The organism is Staphylococcus sp. SUC_1.2, from assembly GCF_026222585.1.
The window spans coordinates 56,480-75,732 of sequence record NZ_JANJPM010000006.1 but is presented as its reverse complement, the minus strand read 5'-3'; the positions used below and the strand labels follow the sequence as shown (position 1 = coordinate 75,732).

Annotated in this window: 18 protein-coding genes; 11 read left to right on the top strand and 7 right to left on the bottom strand. The window is 29.6% G+C overall.

The features are described 5' to 3' along the window. The first annotated feature begins 134 nt into the window (after window positions 1-134). The 4 genes from NR218_RS03535 (at window position 135) to NR218_RS03520 (ending at window position 4,431) form a co-directional block, all read left to right on the top strand. A complete protein-coding gene (locus NR218_RS03535; RefSeq protein ID WP_019834934.1) occupies window positions 135-1,091 on the top strand; it encodes an ABC transporter ATP-binding protein in 957 nt (318 codons plus the stop codon). A 3-nt stretch (window positions 1,092-1,094) separates the two neighbouring features. After that, on the top strand, window positions 1,095-2,609 hold the full coding sequence (locus tag NR218_RS03530) for an ABC transporter permease/substrate-binding protein (protein ID WP_019834935.1): 1,515 nt from the start codon (window positions 1,095-1,097) through the stop codon (window positions 2,607-2,609). 135 nt (window positions 2,610-2,744) lie between these two features. Beyond that, window positions 2,745-3,800, top strand: coding sequence for a histidinol-phosphate transaminase (gene hisC / locus NR218_RS03525; protein ID WP_019834936.1), 1,056 nt, complete (start codon window positions 2,745-2,747; stop codon window positions 3,798-3,800). A gap of 94 nt (window positions 3,801-3,894) precedes the next feature. Beyond that, window positions 3,895-4,431: a 5' nucleotidase, NT5C type gene (locus tag NR218_RS03520; RefSeq protein ID WP_017175949.1), complete on the top strand. Its 537-nt coding sequence runs from the start codon at window positions 3,895-3,897 to the stop codon at window positions 4,429-4,431. A gap of 62 nt (window positions 4,432-4,493) precedes the next feature. Here NR218_RS03520 and NR218_RS03515 read toward each other — a convergent pair whose 3' ends face one another. The 4 genes from NR218_RS03515 to NR218_RS03500 all read right to left on the bottom strand — a co-directional run bounded on the left by NR218_RS03515 (window position 4,494) and on the right by NR218_RS03500 (window position 8,730). Then, window positions 4,494-5,417, bottom strand: a complete 924-nt coding sequence (locus NR218_RS03515) for a diacylglycerol/lipid kinase family protein (protein ID WP_017175948.1) — start codon at window positions 5,415-5,417, stop codon at window positions 4,494-4,496. Window positions 5,418-5,546: 129 nt separating this feature from the next. Further along, entirely contained in the window at window positions 5,547-7,052 is a 1,506-nt protein-coding gene (locus NR218_RS03510) for an S-Cys-Gly-3M3SH uptake peptide MFS transporter (RefSeq protein WP_017175947.1), read from the bottom strand. Between the two features lie 300 nt (window positions 7,053-7,352). Further along, entirely contained in the window at window positions 7,353-7,853 is a 501-nt protein-coding gene (queF, locus tag NR218_RS03505; RefSeq protein WP_002449091.1) for a preQ(1) synthase, read from the bottom strand. A 10-nt stretch (window positions 7,854-7,863) separates the two neighbouring features. Continuing rightward, complete coding sequence (locus tag NR218_RS03500) at window positions 7,864-8,730, bottom strand: DMT family transporter (RefSeq protein ID WP_070508327.1); 867 nt, start codon at window positions 8,728-8,730, stop codon at window positions 7,864-7,866. A gap of 737 nt (window positions 8,731-9,467) precedes the next feature. Here NR218_RS03500 and nrdI point away from each other — a divergent pair. From nrdI to NR218_RS03465, 7 genes are all read left to right on the top strand, one after another. After that, the gene (gene nrdI / locus NR218_RS03495; protein WP_265883252.1) at window positions 9,468-9,866 is read left to right on the top strand and encodes a class Ib ribonucleoside-diphosphate reductase assembly flavoprotein NrdI; all 399 of its coding nucleotides are present in this window, start codon (window positions 9,468-9,470) and stop codon (window positions 9,864-9,866) included. Next, window positions 9,829-11,934, top strand: a complete 2,106-nt coding sequence (nrdE, locus tag NR218_RS03490; RefSeq protein WP_019834938.1) for a class 1b ribonucleoside-diphosphate reductase subunit alpha — start codon at window positions 9,829-9,831, stop codon at window positions 11,932-11,934. Before nrdI ends, nrdE begins: the two co-directional genes overlap by 38 nt. 113 nt (window positions 11,935-12,047) lie before the next feature. After that, window positions 12,048-13,016, top strand: a complete 969-nt coding sequence (gene nrdF, locus NR218_RS03485; RefSeq protein WP_002455627.1) for a class 1b ribonucleoside-diphosphate reductase subunit beta — start codon at window positions 12,048-12,050, stop codon at window positions 13,014-13,016. Between the two features lie 184 nt (window positions 13,017-13,200). Further along, complete coding sequence (locus NR218_RS03480) at window positions 13,201-14,169, top strand: ABC transporter permease (protein WP_002449086.1); 969 nt, start codon at window positions 13,201-13,203, stop codon at window positions 14,167-14,169. Beyond that, window positions 14,159-15,118: an iron chelate uptake ABC transporter family permease subunit gene (locus NR218_RS03475; RefSeq protein ID WP_017175942.1), complete on the top strand. Its 960-nt coding sequence runs from the start codon at window positions 14,159-14,161 to the stop codon at window positions 15,116-15,118. Before NR218_RS03480 ends, NR218_RS03475 begins: the two co-directional genes overlap by 11 nt. After that, window positions 15,115-15,885: an ABC transporter ATP-binding protein gene (locus tag NR218_RS03470; protein ID WP_017175941.1), complete on the top strand. Its 771-nt coding sequence runs from the start codon at window positions 15,115-15,117 to the stop codon at window positions 15,883-15,885. The genes NR218_RS03475 and NR218_RS03470 overlap by 4 nt, the downstream gene beginning before the upstream one ends. Window positions 15,886-15,991: 106 nt before the next feature. Further along, complete coding sequence (locus NR218_RS03465) at window positions 15,992-17,026, top strand: ferrated catecholamine ABC transporter substrate-binding lipoprotein SstD (RefSeq protein ID WP_048761397.1); 1,035 nt, start codon at window positions 15,992-15,994, stop codon at window positions 17,024-17,026. Between the two features lie 242 nt (window positions 17,027-17,268). On the opposite strand, the gene NR218_RS03460 is transcribed toward NR218_RS03465, so the two are convergent. From NR218_RS03460 to NR218_RS03450, 3 genes are all read right to left on the bottom strand, one after another. Then, window positions 17,269-17,583, bottom strand: a complete 315-nt coding sequence (locus tag NR218_RS03460) for a CHY zinc finger protein (RefSeq protein WP_017175939.1) — start codon at window positions 17,581-17,583, stop codon at window positions 17,269-17,271. A 27-nt stretch (window positions 17,584-17,610) separates the two neighbouring features. Beyond that, the gene (murB, locus tag NR218_RS03455; protein ID WP_017175938.1) at window positions 17,611-18,537 is read right to left on the bottom strand and encodes a UDP-N-acetylmuramate dehydrogenase; all 927 of its coding nucleotides are present in this window, start codon (window positions 18,535-18,537) and stop codon (window positions 17,611-17,613) included. A gap of 93 nt (window positions 18,538-18,630) precedes the next feature. Next, window positions 18,631-19,146 carry a GrpB family protein gene (locus NR218_RS03450; protein WP_017175937.1) on the bottom strand — a complete coding sequence of 172 codons (516 nt, stop codon included), beginning with the start codon at window positions 19,144-19,146 and terminating at the stop codon, window positions 18,631-18,633. Window positions 19,147-19,253: the final 107 nt, after the last annotated feature.

Here is a 19,253-nt window from a genome sequence, read left to right as displayed (position 1 = left end):
GTTGTTTTATTTTTTATTGTTAAAAAATAATTAGTATTTAAATCTATTAAGTATGAATTTATCAATAAACATGATTTAATAGAAAATAAGCAATATAAATTTTATAGTGATGTGAAGGAAATGAAGGTGACAAGATGATAGAGTTTAAAAATGTAACAAAACGTTATGGAACGAATGTTGCAGTTGATGATGTGAGTTTTAAGATTAATGAAGGAGAATTTTTTATTTTAATCGGACCTTCAGGTTGTGGAAAAACAACTACTTTAAAAATGATTAATCGATTAATACCGTTAAGTGAAGGATACATTTATTTTAAAGATAAGCCAGTGAGTGATTATCCAGTTTATGAGATGCGTTGGGATATTGGATATGTACTACAACAAATCGCATTATTTCCACATATGACGATTAAAGAAAATATCGCACAAGTTCCTCAAATGAAAAAGTGGAAAGACAAAGATATTCATCGACGTGTAGATGAATTATTAGATATGGTTAGATTAGATCCAAATACATACCGAGATCGTAAACCAGATGAATTATCGGGAGGACAACGTCAACGTGTAGGCGTGGTAAGAGCATTAGCAGCTGATCCTCCAGTAATATTAATGGACGAACCTTTTAGTGCGTTAGACCCCATTAGTAGAGAAAAATTACAAGATGATTTATTAGAATTACAAACGAAAATTAAAAAGACAATTATTTTTGTAACACACGATATACAAGAAGCAATGAAATTAGGAGATCGTATTTGTTTATTAAATGATGGTCGTGTTGAACAAATTGACACACCTGAAGGATTCCAAGAGCATCCTAAAAATCAATTTGTTCGAGAGTTTATGGGCGATCACTTACATAAAGATATCAATAATTCAAAAATCTCCGATCTAAATCTTACAAGAACACTTACTGAATATGACGAAAAACAAGGATACCCAATTATAAAAGATAGTATGAAACTTCAAGATACTTACGAGATACTTGCTAAACATGAAGCAGTCATTGTAGAAAATAATCATGCTTTAACACAGTCATTATTAAGAAGAGAAGATGTTTTTGACTATCTATCTAAAAATGATAAGGAGGGTTAAAGCATGAACGAATTTTTAACAACGCTCAATGATCGTAGAGGAGAATTACTAAGAACAATTTTTGAGCACATACAAATTTCTTTTATTGCTTTATTTATCGCAATTTTAATTGCAGTACCACTTGGTATTGCTTTAACTAAAACAAAGCGTTTATCTGAAGTTGTAATGAATATTGCAGCGGTATTACAAACTATTCCATCCCTTGCTTTACTTGGATTAATGATTCCAATTTTTGGTATAGGAAAAGTTCCAGCAATTATTGCATTAGTAGTATATGCGCTATTACCTATTTTAAGAAATACATATACAGGTATTAAAGAAGTAGAGCCTTCTCTAACAGAAGCAGCCAAAGGTATCGGTATGAAACCAATGCGACGTTTAACTAAAGTCGAGTTACCTATTGCAATGCCAGTCATTATGGCAGGTATACGTACAGCTATGGTGCTTATTATTGGTACAGCTACATTAGCTGCATTAATTGGAGCAGGTGGATTAGGGGATTTGATCTTATTAGGCATTGATCGTAACAATACAGCACTTATATTGATTGGCGCTATTCCAGCTGCATTATTAGCTATTTTATTTGATTTTATATTGCGTTATATGGCGAAATTATCTTATAAAAAACTTCTTATTACACTAGGTATTATTCTATTAATTATCTTACTTGTTATTGTTGTTCCACTCTTTGGTAAAAAAGGTGCAACGATTACTATGGCAGGAAAATTAGGTTCTGAACCTTCAATTATTACGAATATGTATAAAATATTAATTGAAGAGGAAACACATGATACAGTTAATGTTAAAAGTGGTATGGGTAAAACCTCATTCTTATTTAATGCGTTAAAATCAGACGATATAGATGGGTACTTAGAATTTACAGGTACAGTACTAGGAGAACTTACTAAAGAGGATCTAAAATCTAAAAAAGAAGCTGATGTATATCACCAAGCTAAAGCAAGTTTAGAGAAAAAATATGATATGACGATGCTTAAACCAATGAAATATAATAATACCTATGCGTTAGCTGTTAAAAGAGATTTTGCTAAACAATATAATTTACAATCAATTGGTGATTTACGTAAAGTACAAGGTCAACTTAAACCAGGATTTACTATGGAATTTAAAGATAGAGATGATGGTTATAAAGCAGTAGCTAAAAAATATAACTTGAATCTTTCTAATATTAAACAAATGGAACCTAAACTACGTTATACGGCAGTAGAGAAAGGTGACATTAATCTTATTGATGCGTATTCTACAGATGCTGAATTAAAACAATATGATATGGTAGTACTTAAAGATGATAAACATGTTTTCCCACCTTATCAAGGTGCTCCAATGTTTAAAGAAAAGTTTCTAAAAGAACATCCGGAAATTAAAAAAGCTTTAAATCAATTATCAAATAAAATTACGGATGAACAAATGCAAGAAATGAATTATAAAGTGACAGTGAAAAATGAAGATCCATATAAAGTTGCTAAACAATATTTAGAAAAAGAAGGATTGGCACATTAAATTTGTAAAAAGCTCATAGATACATTTTATCTATGAGCTTTTTAACACATAAAGTATAAATCGATAATTTATGGTACTATTTTAATTAATAAGTGAAAAAGGAAAGTAACTTAATTTATATAGGAGTGATCATAAATGAAAAAACAATTACAACAATTATCGGCATATCAACCTGGGTTATCACCGCAAGCACTTAAAGAAAAATTTGGTATAGAAGGTGAGTTATATAAACTAGCATCGAATGAAAATTTATATGGACCATCACCTCGTGTAAAAGAAGCAATTGAGGCTCACTTAGATGAATTATTTTACTATCCGGAAACAGGCTCTCCATCATTACGAAAAGCAATTAGTAAGCATTTAAATGTTGATGAATCTCGAATTTTATTTGGCGCAGGTTTAGATGAAGTAATACTCATGATTTCTAGAGCAGTTTTAACACCGGGAGATAAAATTGTGACAAGTGAAGCTACTTTTGGACAATATTATCATAATGCGATTGTTGAATCAGCTAAAGTTGTAAAAGTACCGTTAAAAAATGGCGGATTTGATTTGGAAGGAATTTTAAAAGAGGTTAATTCTGATACCTCATTAGTATGGTTATGTAATCCTAATAATCCTACAGGTACATATTTTAGTCATGATGAATTAGAGTCATTTTTGGAACGTGTTCCAAGTCATGTGCCAGTCTTAATTGATGAAGCATATTTCGAATTCGTCACTGCTGAAGATTATCCTGATACATTAAAACTACAAGAACGCTTTGATAATGCATTTTTATTAAGAACATTTTCTAAAGCATATGGATTAGCAGGTTTACGTGTAGGATATGTTGTGGCAACAAATGAAGCCATTGAAAAATGGAATATCATTCGTCCACCATTTAATGTGACACGAATTTCAGAATATGCAGCGATTGCAGCATTAGAAGATCAAGATTATTTAAAAGAGATTACTAGAAAAAATGCAAAAGAACGTGAAAAGTTCTATAACATTGAACAAAGTAAACACTTTTTACCTAGTCAAACGAACTTTGTATTTGTAGTAACAGATAAGCCACAAGCATTGTATAATGAATTATTAAACGTTGGCTGTATCACTAGACCTTTTCCTAATGGAGTACGTATTACAATTGGATTTGAAGAACAAAATAATAAAATGATTGAAGTATTAAAACAATTTAATTATTAAACTAAGGAAAAACCTTTAATTGCGATTCATGACGAATTAAAGGTTTTTTGCTATACTTTGAAAATGTGCAAAAGATAACTAAGGAAGTGATAGCATGGCACGTAAATCTATAGCAATAGATATGGATGAAGTATTAGCAGATACTTTAGGTGCAATTATTGAAGCAGTTAATATTGAAACTAAATTAGGAATTACAATGGAATCGTTACATGGTCAGAAATTAAACCATGTGATTCCTGAACATGATGGGTTAGTAAGAGATATTTTAAGAGCGCCAGAGTTTTTTAGACATCTTAAAGTGATACCACATGCTCAAGAGGTGGTAGAAAAACTTAATGAGCATTATGATGTATATATTGCTACAGCAGCAATGGATGTACCCACCTCATTTCATGATAAATATGAATGGTTACTAGAATATTTTCCATTTTTAGATCCACAGCATTTTATTTTTTGTGGAAGAAAAAATATTGTTAAAACAGATTATTTAATAGATGATAATCCTCGTCAGCTTCAAATTTTTGAAGGAGAACCTATTATCTTTACGGCTGCACATAATATAAATGAAACACGTTTTAAACGAGTGAATGGCTGGAAAGATGTAGAAGCAATGTTTTTAAATAATAATTAAAGTAAAAAGGTATGTATGAAGCTTGAAGCATTCATACATACCTTTTGATTATGATATAGTTGTTATTTCTCATCATTCGAAAAAGTAAGGATATTGATTGCTTTAGGTAACACATCAATGGTGATAGGTGTTTCTAAATTAATTTCTCCATCAATATCTACTTTCATATTTGGTTCAGTGCGTAATGTTATGTGAGAACCTGGAATATGATTAATTCCTTCGGTAATTTCATTCCAATTCATGCTATCTCTTTTTTTGAAAATATCGTTTAAAATACTAAAACTTTGTTGTTCAAATATAAAACTATTTAACTTTCCATCTTGTGGAGAAAGATCTGTAAGTGGAATGCGACTGCCACCAATATTAGGTCCATTTGCTATCACTAGCATAGACGTATTTCCTTTATATTCTTTGTCGTCTACTGTCAATGTATAGTCAAAATGTTCGGGATTCATGAGTGTTTTTACAGTAGAACCAACATAACTTAATTTTCCAAAGATATCTTTACGTCCTTCTTGAACATTTTCAGCATTTTGCACAATAAGTCCTAGTCCGACAAAGTTAAGTACATAATTATCATTTACTTTCATAACATCATATGACTCAATATGTGAAGACAACAATTGCTCACTAGCTTTTTTGAAGTCAGGATTTAAGTTTAATGTTTTAGTAAAATCATTAAATGTTCCTCCTGGAATAATACCTATAGGAAGATCTAGATCATATTTCATCACACCATTAATCAATTCGTTAACTGTACCGTCTCCTCCCAATATAAAAACGATATCAATATCATTACTATAAGTATGATCTTTTATTTCTTTACAATATCTTTCAATGTCACCCTCATTTTCACTTAATTGTATTGAAAGATGCTTACATAACTGAGTTAGTGATTTAGCGACTTCTCCCAATCCATCATATATATCTTTAAGCCCGCTATGTTCATGGTAAAATAATACCCCATGATTATACTGTTGCTCCATAGTTAAACCTACTTTCATTTAAAATTATATTATAAATATTTACCCTGAATTTTATAATTTTAAATATATAAGTAAAAAAATACTTCTAGATGTCATAACTAGAAGTACTTTTTACTATTTTGTATTTAATTAGTGAATACCCTTCATAGCTTTTGTAATCTTAGGTGAGAAAACTAAAATGATAAGAGTAATAACAATAGCAACGGTACCTAAGAAAATAAAATAATTCGTTTGACCAAGTGGTTTAATTAATTTTACTAATGTACCATTAATCGCTTGTGCTGAAGCATTTGTTAATAGCCATACACTCATCATTTGAGCATTAAATGCTTTAGGTGCAAGTTTAACAGCAGCACTATTACCTGTAGGTGATAAACAAAGTTCCCCAATAACACAGATTACATATGATAAAATAACCCAGTTAACTGAGAATTGTGTATGTCCATAACCTAAACCAACTAATCCAATTAGAATGTATGATAAACCTGCTAGTAATGTACCAATACCAAATTTAATAGCTAAAGAAGGTTGCTTTTTACCCATTTTTAACCAAATCATAGAAATAACGGGTGCAAATAATAAAATAAATAATGGATTGATAGATTGGAACAAAGCTTCCCCAAATCGAGTTGTCCAACCAAATAAGTTGAGTTGCATGTCAGAACGTTCTAAACCATAAATATTTAAAACGTTAGAACCTTGTTCTTGAATTGACCAGAATAACATACCTAAAATAAATAAAGGTATAAATGCTTTAACTCGAGAACGTTCTACATCGGTAACGTCTTTACTACGAAGCATAGTTGTAAAGTAAATGATTGGTAAAGCTACTCCAAGAACTAATACAGTATTACTAATTAAATCGAATGAAAGGGTATGGGTATAATATGTAACTAATAATACGATAATCACAATTGCTACTATGATACCGATAATCATTCCATATTTACGCTTTTCTTCTTTAGATAGTGGGTTAGTAGGTTTCATTCCAACACTACCTAAATTCTTTCTATTAAATAACAAATACCAAACAAGACCTAATGCCATACCAATAGCTGCTAGAAGGAAGCCACCATGGAAATTACGTATATCTACAAAATGTTGCAGTATAATAGGTGAAATTAATGCACCTAAGTTAACAGACATATAGAAAATAACGAAACCTGCATCAATACGTGTATCATTTTCAGGATATAAACGACCTACAATATTTGAAATATTAGGTTTCATTAAACCTGATCCGATAATAATAAAGAACATTGATGAGAATAAACCAAATAAAGCAAATGGTAAACTTAAACAGATATGTCCAATAATAATAAGTACAGCACCTAATAAAGTAGCACCACGTGTGCCTGTAATTCTATCAGCAATCCATGCGCCAGGAATAGAAGACATGTAAATAAGTGCTCCATATACTGACATAATCGACATTGCTGTAGTTTGATCAATACCTAATCCATTTTGGTGTATTGCGAAATACATATAAAATATGAGCATCGCACGCATACCGTAGTAACTGAATCTTTCCCAAAACTCTACGAAAAAGAGCACACCTAGTCCTCTAGGATGACCGAAAAATCCTTTCTGTGGTATTGATTGAATTGTTTGTTCATGGGAGTTATTTGTTGCCATTAACATCCCACTCCTTTCTTTCCTAATATGACTGATTACTATGTAAATAAGATTGTACAATTACATCTCACAAGAATTTCTTAAAAATATAAATTTTTAGAATTTTCAGTCAAATAAAATATAATAACTTATAAAAATAAAAGTTTTTATTGCTCATGAACTTATATCTTTATAAATTTTAGCGATAATATTAAAATACGCTTTAATTTAATAAATCGCAATAGTTTATTAAAAAAATCTAGAATAAAAATGACTCCTTTTATATTACATTAGTAAAAATAAAAGGAGTTAAAAAACATGTTATCGATTGTCTATTTTTTCAGGATACATATCGTGATTCATTAAACGATGTTCGGCCATCTTTTCATATTTAGAGTTTGGACGACCATAATTTGTATATGGATCTATTGAAATGCCTCCACGTGGCGTGAACTTACCCCATACTTCTATATAATGAGGATCCATTAAGTCAATTAAGTCATTCATGATAATATTCATACAATCTTCGTGAAAATCACCATGATTTCTAAAACTAAATAAATATAATTTTAGTGATTTTGATTCTACCATTTTTATATTTGGTATATATGAAATATAAATTGTAGCAAAATCGGGTTGTCCAGTGATAGGGCAAAGAGAAGTGAATTCTGGACAATTAAACTTTACAAAATAATCTCTTCCTTGATGTTTATTATCAAAAGTTTCGAGTACTTGAGGTGTATAGTCAAATTCATATTTATTATTTTGATTGCCTAATAATGTAATATCTTGTAATTCTTCTTTATTGCGACCTTGTGTCATAATTTTCCTCCTAATTGTTAGATGTATTAGATTGTCTACGTGCTTTTTCAAACATAAAGTAACTAGCGCCAATAATGATGATATAACCTATAAATGCATAGAAATCTGGTATTTCTCCGAATAATATAAAGCCAAATAATGCAGTAAATAATATAGAAGCATACGTAAAAATAGAAATGTCTTTTGCTGGAGCAAAACTATATGCTAATGTAATACCAATTTGTCCTACTGCCGCTGATAATCCAGCTCCTAATAAATATATAATTTGTAACTTTGTCATCGGTTCATATGTTGCAATAGAAAATGGAATAAGAACGATGACTGAAAATAATGAAAAATAAAATACAATAGTATAAGGTGCTTCACGTTTACTTAATGCTCGTACACAAGTATATGCAGATGCAGCGAAGATACCTGAGAATAAACCGGCTAAAGAAGAGAACATAGTTGAAGAAAATTCTGGTTTAACAATGAATAACATACCAAAAATAGCAATTAACATAGCTATAATTTGATACCTTTTAATATTCTCTTTTAAAAATATTAAACTTAATAAAATAGTCCAAAAAGGGTTAAGCTTCATTAAAGTATCAGCATCACTTAACACCATGTGATCAATAGCGTAAATATTTAGTAATACCCCTATAAGACCTAACGTCGATCTAGTCATTAAAAGGGGTTGACTACTCATTTTACCCAATATAGGTTGCCTATATTTTATTATGAAAAATAATGGAATAAACATGGCTACCAAATTTCTTGCTAAAGATTTTTGAAATACAGGTAAGTCTCCGGCTAGTCTAAAAAAAACAGACATAAAACTAAAACCAATAGCAGAAATTAAAATAGCAATGATACCTTTTACCTTAGGATTCAAAGTATATCTCCTCATTTATAAAAATTTAACGTCTATATATTAGCATAATTTATTTGTGGATGCATAAGTACTTGCAAAGATAAAAAAGAAAAACTATAATGATAACGAACATATGTTCTTAATATGGTTAAATATACTCTAAATTTTTAATTCGTAAAATAGAAATTTATTCGGCTTTTAATAAAAAAAATGAGTTATTTTTTTAATAAATGGCTAACAATATATTATGATTTACATTCTTATGTACTAGAAATCCCGAATAAATAAGGTTTAGTAATGGTAGGCAAAAAATCAAGTGAAATACCTTAAAAAAACTAAAATAAAATTTTCTTAGTTTTTAATATAGCTATGATGCACCTTTAACCGATTTCACGAACATTTGACATCAAATATTAACTTTTAATTAGGGTACCATTTATGTATAATGAAACACAGAATATAGTGTTGGGTTTTGAATTGAGACACAATATGTTGTGTTTGAGGAAAATAGAAAGATTGTATGAATAATTCATTTTAGTAGCAATTTCACACTTATTTGGATTGGTTTTTTCGGAATCTACACTATTTACATGAACGATTTATAAATAATGATTTTTAAAGATTAATAATTAGAAACACAATATGTAGTATTAACTTGATTAAGTTAACGAAATGATATTCGTTCTAAAAGTAAGTTTTCTTATAAGACTAAGAGAACTTCTTTTTAATTAATAAGATTGTCGAAAGAGGGCGTTCCTATGAAAGTAGTTTATTTCTCTTTTTCAGGAAATGTACGAAGATTTATAAAACGTAGTGAAATTAAAAATGTATTAGAAATCAATAAAGACAATTGTAAGGATAGTATAGAAGAACCTTATATTTTAGTTACAGGTACAATTGGTTTTGGTGAAGTTCCTAAGGAAGTACAGTCTTTTCTAGAAGTTAATCATGCTTATATACGTGCTGTTGCTGCTAGTGGTAATCGTAACTGGGGACAAAACTTTGCGAAAGCAGGTCGAACAATTTCTAAAACATACCATGTGCCTTTATTAATGAAATTTGAGGTTCAAGGTACAAATAAAGATGTTATCGAATTTAGAGATAAGGTGGGGCATTTCAATGAAGATTATGGACGAGAAAAAGTACAATCATATTGAATTAAACAATGAAGTAACTAAACGTAAAGACAATGGCTTTTTTAATCTTGAGAAAGATCAAGAAGCTTTAAACGTTTACTTAGAAGAAATTAGCGATAAAACAATTTATTTTGATAGCGAAATTGAACGTTTACATTACTTAGTAGATAATCATTTTTATTTTAATGTATTTAAGAAGTATAGCGAAGAAGATTTAATAGAAATTATCGAATTCGCAAAATCTATTAATTTTGAATTTGCTAGTTATATGTCTGCAAGCAAATTTTATAAAGATTATGCTTTAAAAACAAATGATAAATCTAAGTACTTAGAAGACTATAATCAACATGTTGCCATAGTTGCTCTATATTTAGCAGATGGTAATAAAGAACAAGCTAAACAATTTATTTTAGCGATGATTGAACAACGTTATCAACCTGCTACACCTACATTTTTAAATGCAGGACGCGCACGTCGTGGAGAGCTTGTTTCATGTTTTTTACTAGAAGTTGATGATAGTCTAAACTCAATTAATTTCATAGATTCTACTGCTAAACAATTAAGTAAAATTGGTGGTGGCGTGGCTATCAATTTATCTAAATTACGTGCACGTGGTGAAGCAATTAAAGGTATTAAAGGCGTAGCTAAAGGTGTATTACCTGTAGCAAAAGCATTAGAGGGTGGATTTAGTTATGCTGATCAATTAGGTCAACGTCCTGGAGCTGGAGCAGTATATTTAAACATTTTCCATTATGATGTTGAAGAATTCTTAGATACTAAAAAAGTAAATGCCGATGAAGACTTACGTCTATCAACAATTTCCACTGGTCTTATTGTTCCATCTAAATTCTTTGATTTAGCTAAAGAAGGTAAAGACTTTTATATGTTTGCACCTCATACTGTAAAACAAGAATATGGAGTGACATTAGACGATATTGATATTGAAAAATATTATGATGAACTTGTAGCTAATCCTAATGTTCTTAAAAAGAAAAAAGATGCACGAGAAATGTTGAATATGATTGCTCAAACACAACTACAATCAGGCTATCCATATTTAATGTTTAAAGATAATGCGAATAAAGTACATGCGAATTCAAATATTGGTCAAATTAAAATGAGTAATTTATGTACTGAAATTTTCCAATTACAGGAAACATCAATTATTAATGACTATGGAATTGAAGATGAAATTAAACGTGATATTTCATGTAATTTAGGTTCATTGAACATAGTGAATGTAATGGAAACGGGTAAATTCAGAGATTCAGTACATACTGGAATGGATGCATTAACAGTAGTAAGTGACGAAGCAAATATTCAAAATGCACCAGGTGTGAAAAAAGCAAATAATGAGTTACATTCTGTAGGTTTAGGTGTAATGAACTTACATGGCTATTTAGCGAAAAATAAAATTGGCTATGAATCTGAAGAAGCCAAAGATTTTGCTAATATTTTCTTTATGATGATGAACTATTATTCAATTGAACGTTCTATGGAAATTGCTAAAGAACGTGGAGAAGCATATCAAGATTTTGATAAATCAGATTATGCAAGTGGCAAATATTTTGATTTTTATACATCACAAGAGTTCGTGCCACAATTTGAAAAAGTAAAAGAATTATTTGCTAATATGCACATTCCTACATCAGAAGACTGGAAATCATTACAACAACAAGTACAAGAATATGGTTTATATCATGCTTATCGATTAGCTATTGCACCAACTCAAAGTATTTCATATGTTCAGAATGCAACTAGTTCGGTCATGCCAATCGTAGATCAAATTGAACGACGTACGTATGGAAATGCTGAAACATTTTATCCAATGCCTTTCTTATCACCTGAAACAATGTGGTACTATAAATCAGCATTTAATACTGATCAAATGAAACTTATAGATTTAATTTCAACAATTCAAACACATGTGGACCAAGGGATTTCAACAATTTTATATGTTAATTCTGAAATTTCAACACGTGAATTGTCACGATTATACGTATACGCACATCACAAAGGATTGAAATCTTTATACTATACACGTAATAAATTATTAAGTGTTGAAGAATGTACAAGTTGTTCAATTTAATTAATAGTGAAATAAATATTTAGAGGAAAGATTAAATTATTTTCATAGAGAAGCATTTTAATCTTATCCTCTTAAATAATGTAATGGTTAATAAATAGAGGAGGATTTTATTAATGAAGGCCGTCAATTGGAATACTCAAGAAGATATGACAAATATGTTTTGGCGTCAAAACATTTCACAAATGTGGGTAGAAACAGAATTTAAAGTTTCAAAGGATATAGCAAGTTGGAAGACACTAACAGAGGATGAAAAAAATACGTTTAAACGTGCTTTAGCAGGTTTAACTGGATTAGATACACATCAAGCGGATGATGGTATGCCATTAATTATGCTACATACAACGGATTTACGTAAAAAAGCAGTTTATTCATTTATGCAAATGATGGAACAAATTCATGCTAAAAGTTATTCACATATTTTTACAACGTTACTTCCATCTAGTGAAACAAATTATCTATTAGATACTTGGGTAATTGAAGAGCCTCATTTAAAATATAAATCTGATAAAATTATCTCTAATTATCATAAACTTTGGGGAAAAGAAGCCTCTATTTTTGATCAATATATGGCAAGAGTTTCAAGTGTTTTCTTAGAAACGTTCTTGTTCTATTCTGGTTTCTATTATCCACTTTATCTTGCGGGTCAAGGAAAAATGACAACCTCTGGTGAAATTATTAGAAAAATTTTACTTGATGAATCAATTCATGGAGTTTTTACCGGTTTAGATGCTCAAAGTTTACGTAATGAGCTATCAGAAAATGAAAAACAAAAAGCTGATAAAGAAATGTATAAGTTGTTAGAAGAACTATATAAAAATGAGGTATCGTATACACATATGTTATATGATGATATCGGTTTAACTGAAGATGTTTTAAATTATGTACAATATAATGGGAATAAAGCTTTATCAAACTTAGGATTTGAACCTTATTTTGAAGAAAAAGAGTTTAATCCTATTATTGAAAATGCATTAGATACATCAACAAAAAATCATGACTTTTTCTCAGTAAAAGGAGACGGCTATACATTAGCACTTAACGTGGAAGCTTTACAAGACGAAGATTTTATTTTTGAAGATTAGAATAATAACTAATTTTAGAAAAACTAATTGTAGAATCATCACTGCAATTAGTTTTTTTAATTTCTCTATAAAAAATAAAAGAATATTAGTATTACTATTGAAAAATTTATTATGACAATTTAATATATAGTTAAATGATAATCATTTTCAATGGAAATGGTATATATACTAAGGAGCATTACGAATGAAGTTTCTATTCAAAGGTTATACATTATTAATCATTTTAGTGATATTAAGTATACTTTCTTTATTTATTGGCGTAAGTCAATTATCAATAACTGATCTTTTTCATTTGTCAGATAATCAGAAAAATATTTTATTTTCTAGTCGTATTCCTAGAACTATAAGTATTCTTTTATCTGGAAGTTCTCTTGCTTTAGCAGGACTAGTTATGCAACAGATGATGCAAAATAAATTTGTAAGTCCTACTACAGCTGGAACAATGGAATGGGCAAAATTAGGAATATTACTTTCACTCATATTTTTCCCAAAAGGTCATATATTGATCAAATTGACTTTTGCAGTTGCATTAAGCCTAGGAGGAACATTTTTATTCGTTAAACTAATCAATTTTATAAAAGTGAAAGAAGTTATTTTTGTCCCGCTCTTAGGTATTATGATTGGTGGCATTGTTTCAAGTTTTACCACTTTTATAGCATTAAGAACGAATGCACTACAAAGTATTAATAATTGGTTGAATGGGAATTTTGCTGTTATTACAAGCGGCCGTTATGAAATTTTATATTTAGCTATTCCTTTATTAATTATCGCTTATATATTTGCCAATCACTTTACGATTGCTGGAATGGGCAAAGATTTTAGTCATAATTTAGGTGTTAAATATGAACAAATTATAAATATTGCGCTTTTAATCACTGCAACATTGACAGCATTAGTTGTCGTGACAGTTGGAACATTACCATTTTTAGGTTTAATTGTTCCTAATATTATTTCAATGTATAGAGGCGACCACTTGAAAAATGCATTACCTCATACATTAATGCTAGGTTCTATATTTGTATTGTTTTCCGATATTATTGGTAGATTAATTGTTTACCCTTATGAAATAAATATTGGTTTAACAATAGGAGTATTTGGAACGATTATTTTCTTAGTTTTATTGATGAAAGGTAGAAATAATTATGCAAATTAGTGCTAATAAAAAAATATTAATTCTTTTTCTTTTTACGATTTGCATGGCTGCTTTCTACTTACTAGTAGGTTTGGATTTTGAAATTTTTCAATATCAGTTTGAAAGTCGAATAAGAAAATTAGTTTTAATTTTACTTGTTGGTGGATCTATTAGTACGGCAGTTGTTATTTTCCAATCTATCACTGCGAATAGATTACTTACTCCTTCAATTATGGGATTAGACTCAGTTTATTTATTTATTAAAGTCTTGCCTGTGTTCTTATTAGGTACACAAGCCAGTGTAGTGACAAATACTTATTTGAATTTTCTTCTAACTCTCATAGTGATGGTTCTGTTTTCTTTAGTATTATTTCAAGGCATGTTTAAATTAGGACATTTTTCGGTTTATTTTATTTTACTTGTTGGGGTAGTATTAGGAACATTTTTCCGTAGTATCACTGGATTTATTCAACTTATTATGAATCCAGATGACTTTTTAACCGTTCAAAGTGCGATGTTTGCAAGTTTTGACGCTTCTAATTCTAAACTTGTTCTTATTTCAAGTATACTTTTAATTATTTTAATTGTAATTGCTTTTATATTAAGACCTTATTTAGATGTGTTATTATTAGGGAAAGATCAGTCTATTAACTTAGGTGTATCATATGAAAAAATGACAAAACTTTTATTAATTTTAGTGGCTTTATTAGTATCAATATCTACTGCTTTAGTAGGTCCTGTTACATTTTTAGGATTATTAACAGTCAATTTAGCGCATGAATTCATGAAAACATATGAACATAAATATATTTTACCCGCAACGATTCTTATAAGTTGGATTAGTTTATTTATAGCTCAGTGGATTATAGAAAATATGTTTAAAGCTACCACTGAATTTAGTCTTATTATAGATTTAGTTGGAGGTATTTACTTCATATACTTACTTATTAAAAGGAGGAATGAAGATTGATTCAGATTAGAAATTTAGATAAAAAAATTCAGAGTAAATCTATTTTGAAAGATATAAATGTTGATATACAAAAGGGTAAGTTAACCTCTTTGATAGGTCCAAATGGAGCAGGAAAAAGTACACTTCTATCAGCAGTAAGTCGATTATTTGAATATCAGAACGGTACAATTAATATTGAAAATAAATTAATTGATGATTATAAAAGTGATGAATTAGCAAAAAAGTTAAGTATTTTAAAACAAACAAATCATACTGATATGAATATCACTGTAGAACAGCTTGTAAATTTTGGGCGTTTTCCTTATTCAAAAGGTCGAATGAAAAAAGAAGATCATGAGAAAGTTGCATATGCCATTGATTTACTACATCTAAGGGAAATCAAAGATAGAAATATAAAAACACTATCTGGAGGACAAAGACAACGTGCGTATATTGCTATGACAATTGCTCAAGATACAGAATACATTTTGTTAGATGAACCGTTAAATAATTTAGATATGAAACATTCAGTTCAAATTATGCAGATACTTCGAACATTGTGTCGCGATTTAAATAAAACGATTGTTATTGTACTCCACGATATTAATTTTGCATCTTGTTATTCAGATTACATTGTTGCACTAAAGAAAGGTGAAATTGTTAAATCTGGCCCAAAAGATAGTATAATTGAAACAAATGTGTTAAGAGATTTGTATGAAATGGATGTTCATGTAGAAGAAATTAGAGGCCAACGTATTTGTTTATACTATGATGAGGTTATCTTTTAAAATGAGATAAATATTTTTATATTTAAAGGGGTGATGCTTAGAAAATATAAAAGAAAATAGTTGAAAAATTGAGTGCCAAATTTAACTTATAAAAGGAGAAATACATATGAAGAAAACAGTCTTATTTTTAGTCTTAACTTTAGCTTTAGTATTATCAGCGTGTAGTAATAATTCTGGTAATAAATCAAATAATGAAAATGATTCAAAAGATACAGTTTCAATTAAAAATAGCTTTTCAGCAAGTGGAAATGACGAAAGTAGTAATGAGGATAAAAAAATTAGTAACACTGTGAAAGTGCCTAAAAATCCTAAGAACGCGGTTGTTCTAGATTATGGAGCATTAGATGTTTTGAAAGAAATGGGTGTAGCTGATAAAGTGAAAGGCTTACCAAAAGGCGAAAATAATGAATCTTTACCAAGTTTTCTAAGTGAATTTAAAAAGGATAAATATATTAATACTGGTAATTTAAAAGAAATAAATTTCGATAAAATAGCTGAAGCTAAACCGGATGTTATTTATATTTCAAGTAGAGCAGCCACTCAGAAAAATCTAGATGAGTTTAAAAAAGCAGCGCCTAAAGCTAAAGTTGTCTATGTAGGCGCAAGTGAAGATCATTATATTAAAGATATGAAAAAGAACACAGAAAATCTAGGTAAAATTTATAACAAAGAAGATAAAGCAAAAGATATGAATACAAAATTAGATCAAAAAATTTCAGATATGAAAAAACAAACTAAGAATTTCGATAAATCTGTAATGTATCTTTTAGTTAATGAAGGAGAACTTTCTACATTCGGACCAGGCGGAAGATTTGGTGATTTGGTATTTAATACACTAGGCTTTAAACCAGCAGATAAACACGTTAAAATAAGTCCACATGGTCAAAACATTAATAATGAATATATCAGTAATCATGATCCAGATATCATTTTAGCAATGGATCGCGGGTCAGTTGTGGGTGGAAAATCGACAGCTAAACAAGTATTAAAAAATGATGTTATTAAAGATGTAACAGCAGTTAAAAATAACAATGTTTATGAATTAGATCCTAAATTATGGTATTTTGCTTCAGGCTCAACAACAACAACAGTAAAACAGATTGATGAATTAGAAAAAGTAATTGATAAAACTAAAAAATAAATCTAGGATATTAAGTTTAGAATAAATAAAAGAGTGGGACATACATCCTAGAAAAATAGCCAGTAAATGAGTTTATTATAAATTCATTTACTGGCTTCTTTATTTACAATACTTCGTATGGTTGGCTCGATTTGTTAGGGGACAACTTTAGTCTGTAGTCTTTAGTTTGTCCTGTTCCCTCAAGAGTCTTGCCAAAATACTTTGTCTTTATATGTTATTCTATATATCATTTAATTTAAGTATTAAATTTCAAAATATAAATGATAGTGAAATTTACAACGTGAATTAAAATGTGCTTGGCAATTTGGACATGTTTCAGTCATCATGTATTCATGAATAGAGAGTTCATTTTGACAAACTCCACAAAGTATCGCCTTTTTATGAAATTCCTCTGCTGACCAACGCTGAATGTTATGAGATTCATGTTCGTTATGACATTGATAACAAGGATAATACTTTTCACAACATTTAAATTTAATCGCTATAATGTCAAGAAATGTATGATAGTGAATACAACGTGTTTCATTGTCTACGAGAGAACCATAAACTTTTAGCATTGTTTAACATCTCCTAACATTGAGAATTTACTCTGACTCTGGATATTCGCCAATGATTCGAACTTCACGATGTAATTCAACATCAAATTTTTCTTTCACGACTTTTTGTACGTGATGAATTAAATTCTCATAATCTGTTGCTGTACCATTATCGACATTTACCATAAATCCGGCATGTTTAGTTGAGACTTCCACGCCACCAATACGATGGCCTTGAAGATTTGAATCTTGAATTAATTTTCCAGCAAAATGACCTGGAGGACGTTGGAATACACTACCGCATGAAGGATATTCAAGTGGTTGTTTAGATTCACGACGTTCTGTAAGATCATCCATTTTAGCTTGAATCTCGTTCAAGTTACCTGGTTCTAAAGTAAATGCTGCTTCAAGAACTACTAAATGTTGTTTTTGAACGACACTGTTTCTATAGTCTAAATGTAATTGTTCTTTAGTAAGTTGTATCAAATCGCCGTGTTCATTTACACATAAAGCATAATCGATGCAATCTTTAATTTCTCCTCCATAGGCGCCTGCATTCATATAAACAGCACCACCAACAGAACCAGGAATGCCACAAGCAAATTCTAAGCCGGTAAGAACGTGATCTCTTGCCGCTCTTGATACATCTATAATTGCTGCACCGCTTCCTGCTATAATTGCATCATCTGAGACATTAATATGATTAAGAGATAATAGACTAATCACAATACCTCTGATACCGCCTTCGCGAATAATAATATTTGAACCATTCCCTAAATATGTAACAGGTAATTGATGTTCATGAGCATAACGTACGATAGTTTGTACTTGCTCATTTTCAGTAGGTGAAAGGTAAAAATCTGCATTTCCACCAGTTTTCGTGTATGTATAACGTTTTAACGGTTCATTAACTTTAATAATATTGTCAGGTACTAAAGATTTTAAATCTTTTAAGATGTCTTCTTGTTCTAACATAAGTACATCCTTTCTTCTCTTCTATAATCTAAACTTTATTATAGCAACTTTACATATGTTTTGCTAAAAGAGTTTAAAACAATTTGTATATCATTAAAGTGTATGATACAAATTATCAAAAAATTTCTGTTTTTGGTTTTCGTAGTATCGGATTGTTGAGTTTAGATTGATAAATTTATTTTTCTGATTAGAAAACATCTGTGCTACGTGTTTTTGTGTAGACAGTACGTGATCTATAGCTAAATATTGAGTGAATAAGGGCGTATCTATTTGAATAATATGTAATCGTATTATTTGCTTAAGATTGATCATATTATCAAATTTTGCCATCATCACTTTCTTTTTATAAGGGTGGTGTAATCGATAAAAGCCTACATAATTCAATCTCTTTTCATCAAGAGATGTAATATCATGGAGATTGTTGACTCCAACTAAAACATCTAAAATCGGTTCTGTGGGATAAGAAAAATGTTTTGTTCCTCCGATATGTTGTGTAAATTTTACTGGAGAATCTAACAAGTTAAATAACAGAGCTTTAGTGTCTTCGTACAACTGATGATAATCATTGCCGTTGGAACAATTTATAAATGATTGAACAGATGCATACATGTGTAACTCCTTCAATTAAATTATTATACAAATTCTGAAATACTATAACATAATTTATTTTCAATATAAATAACTTTATGTATAATACGGGTGTTAGGAGTGCAAAA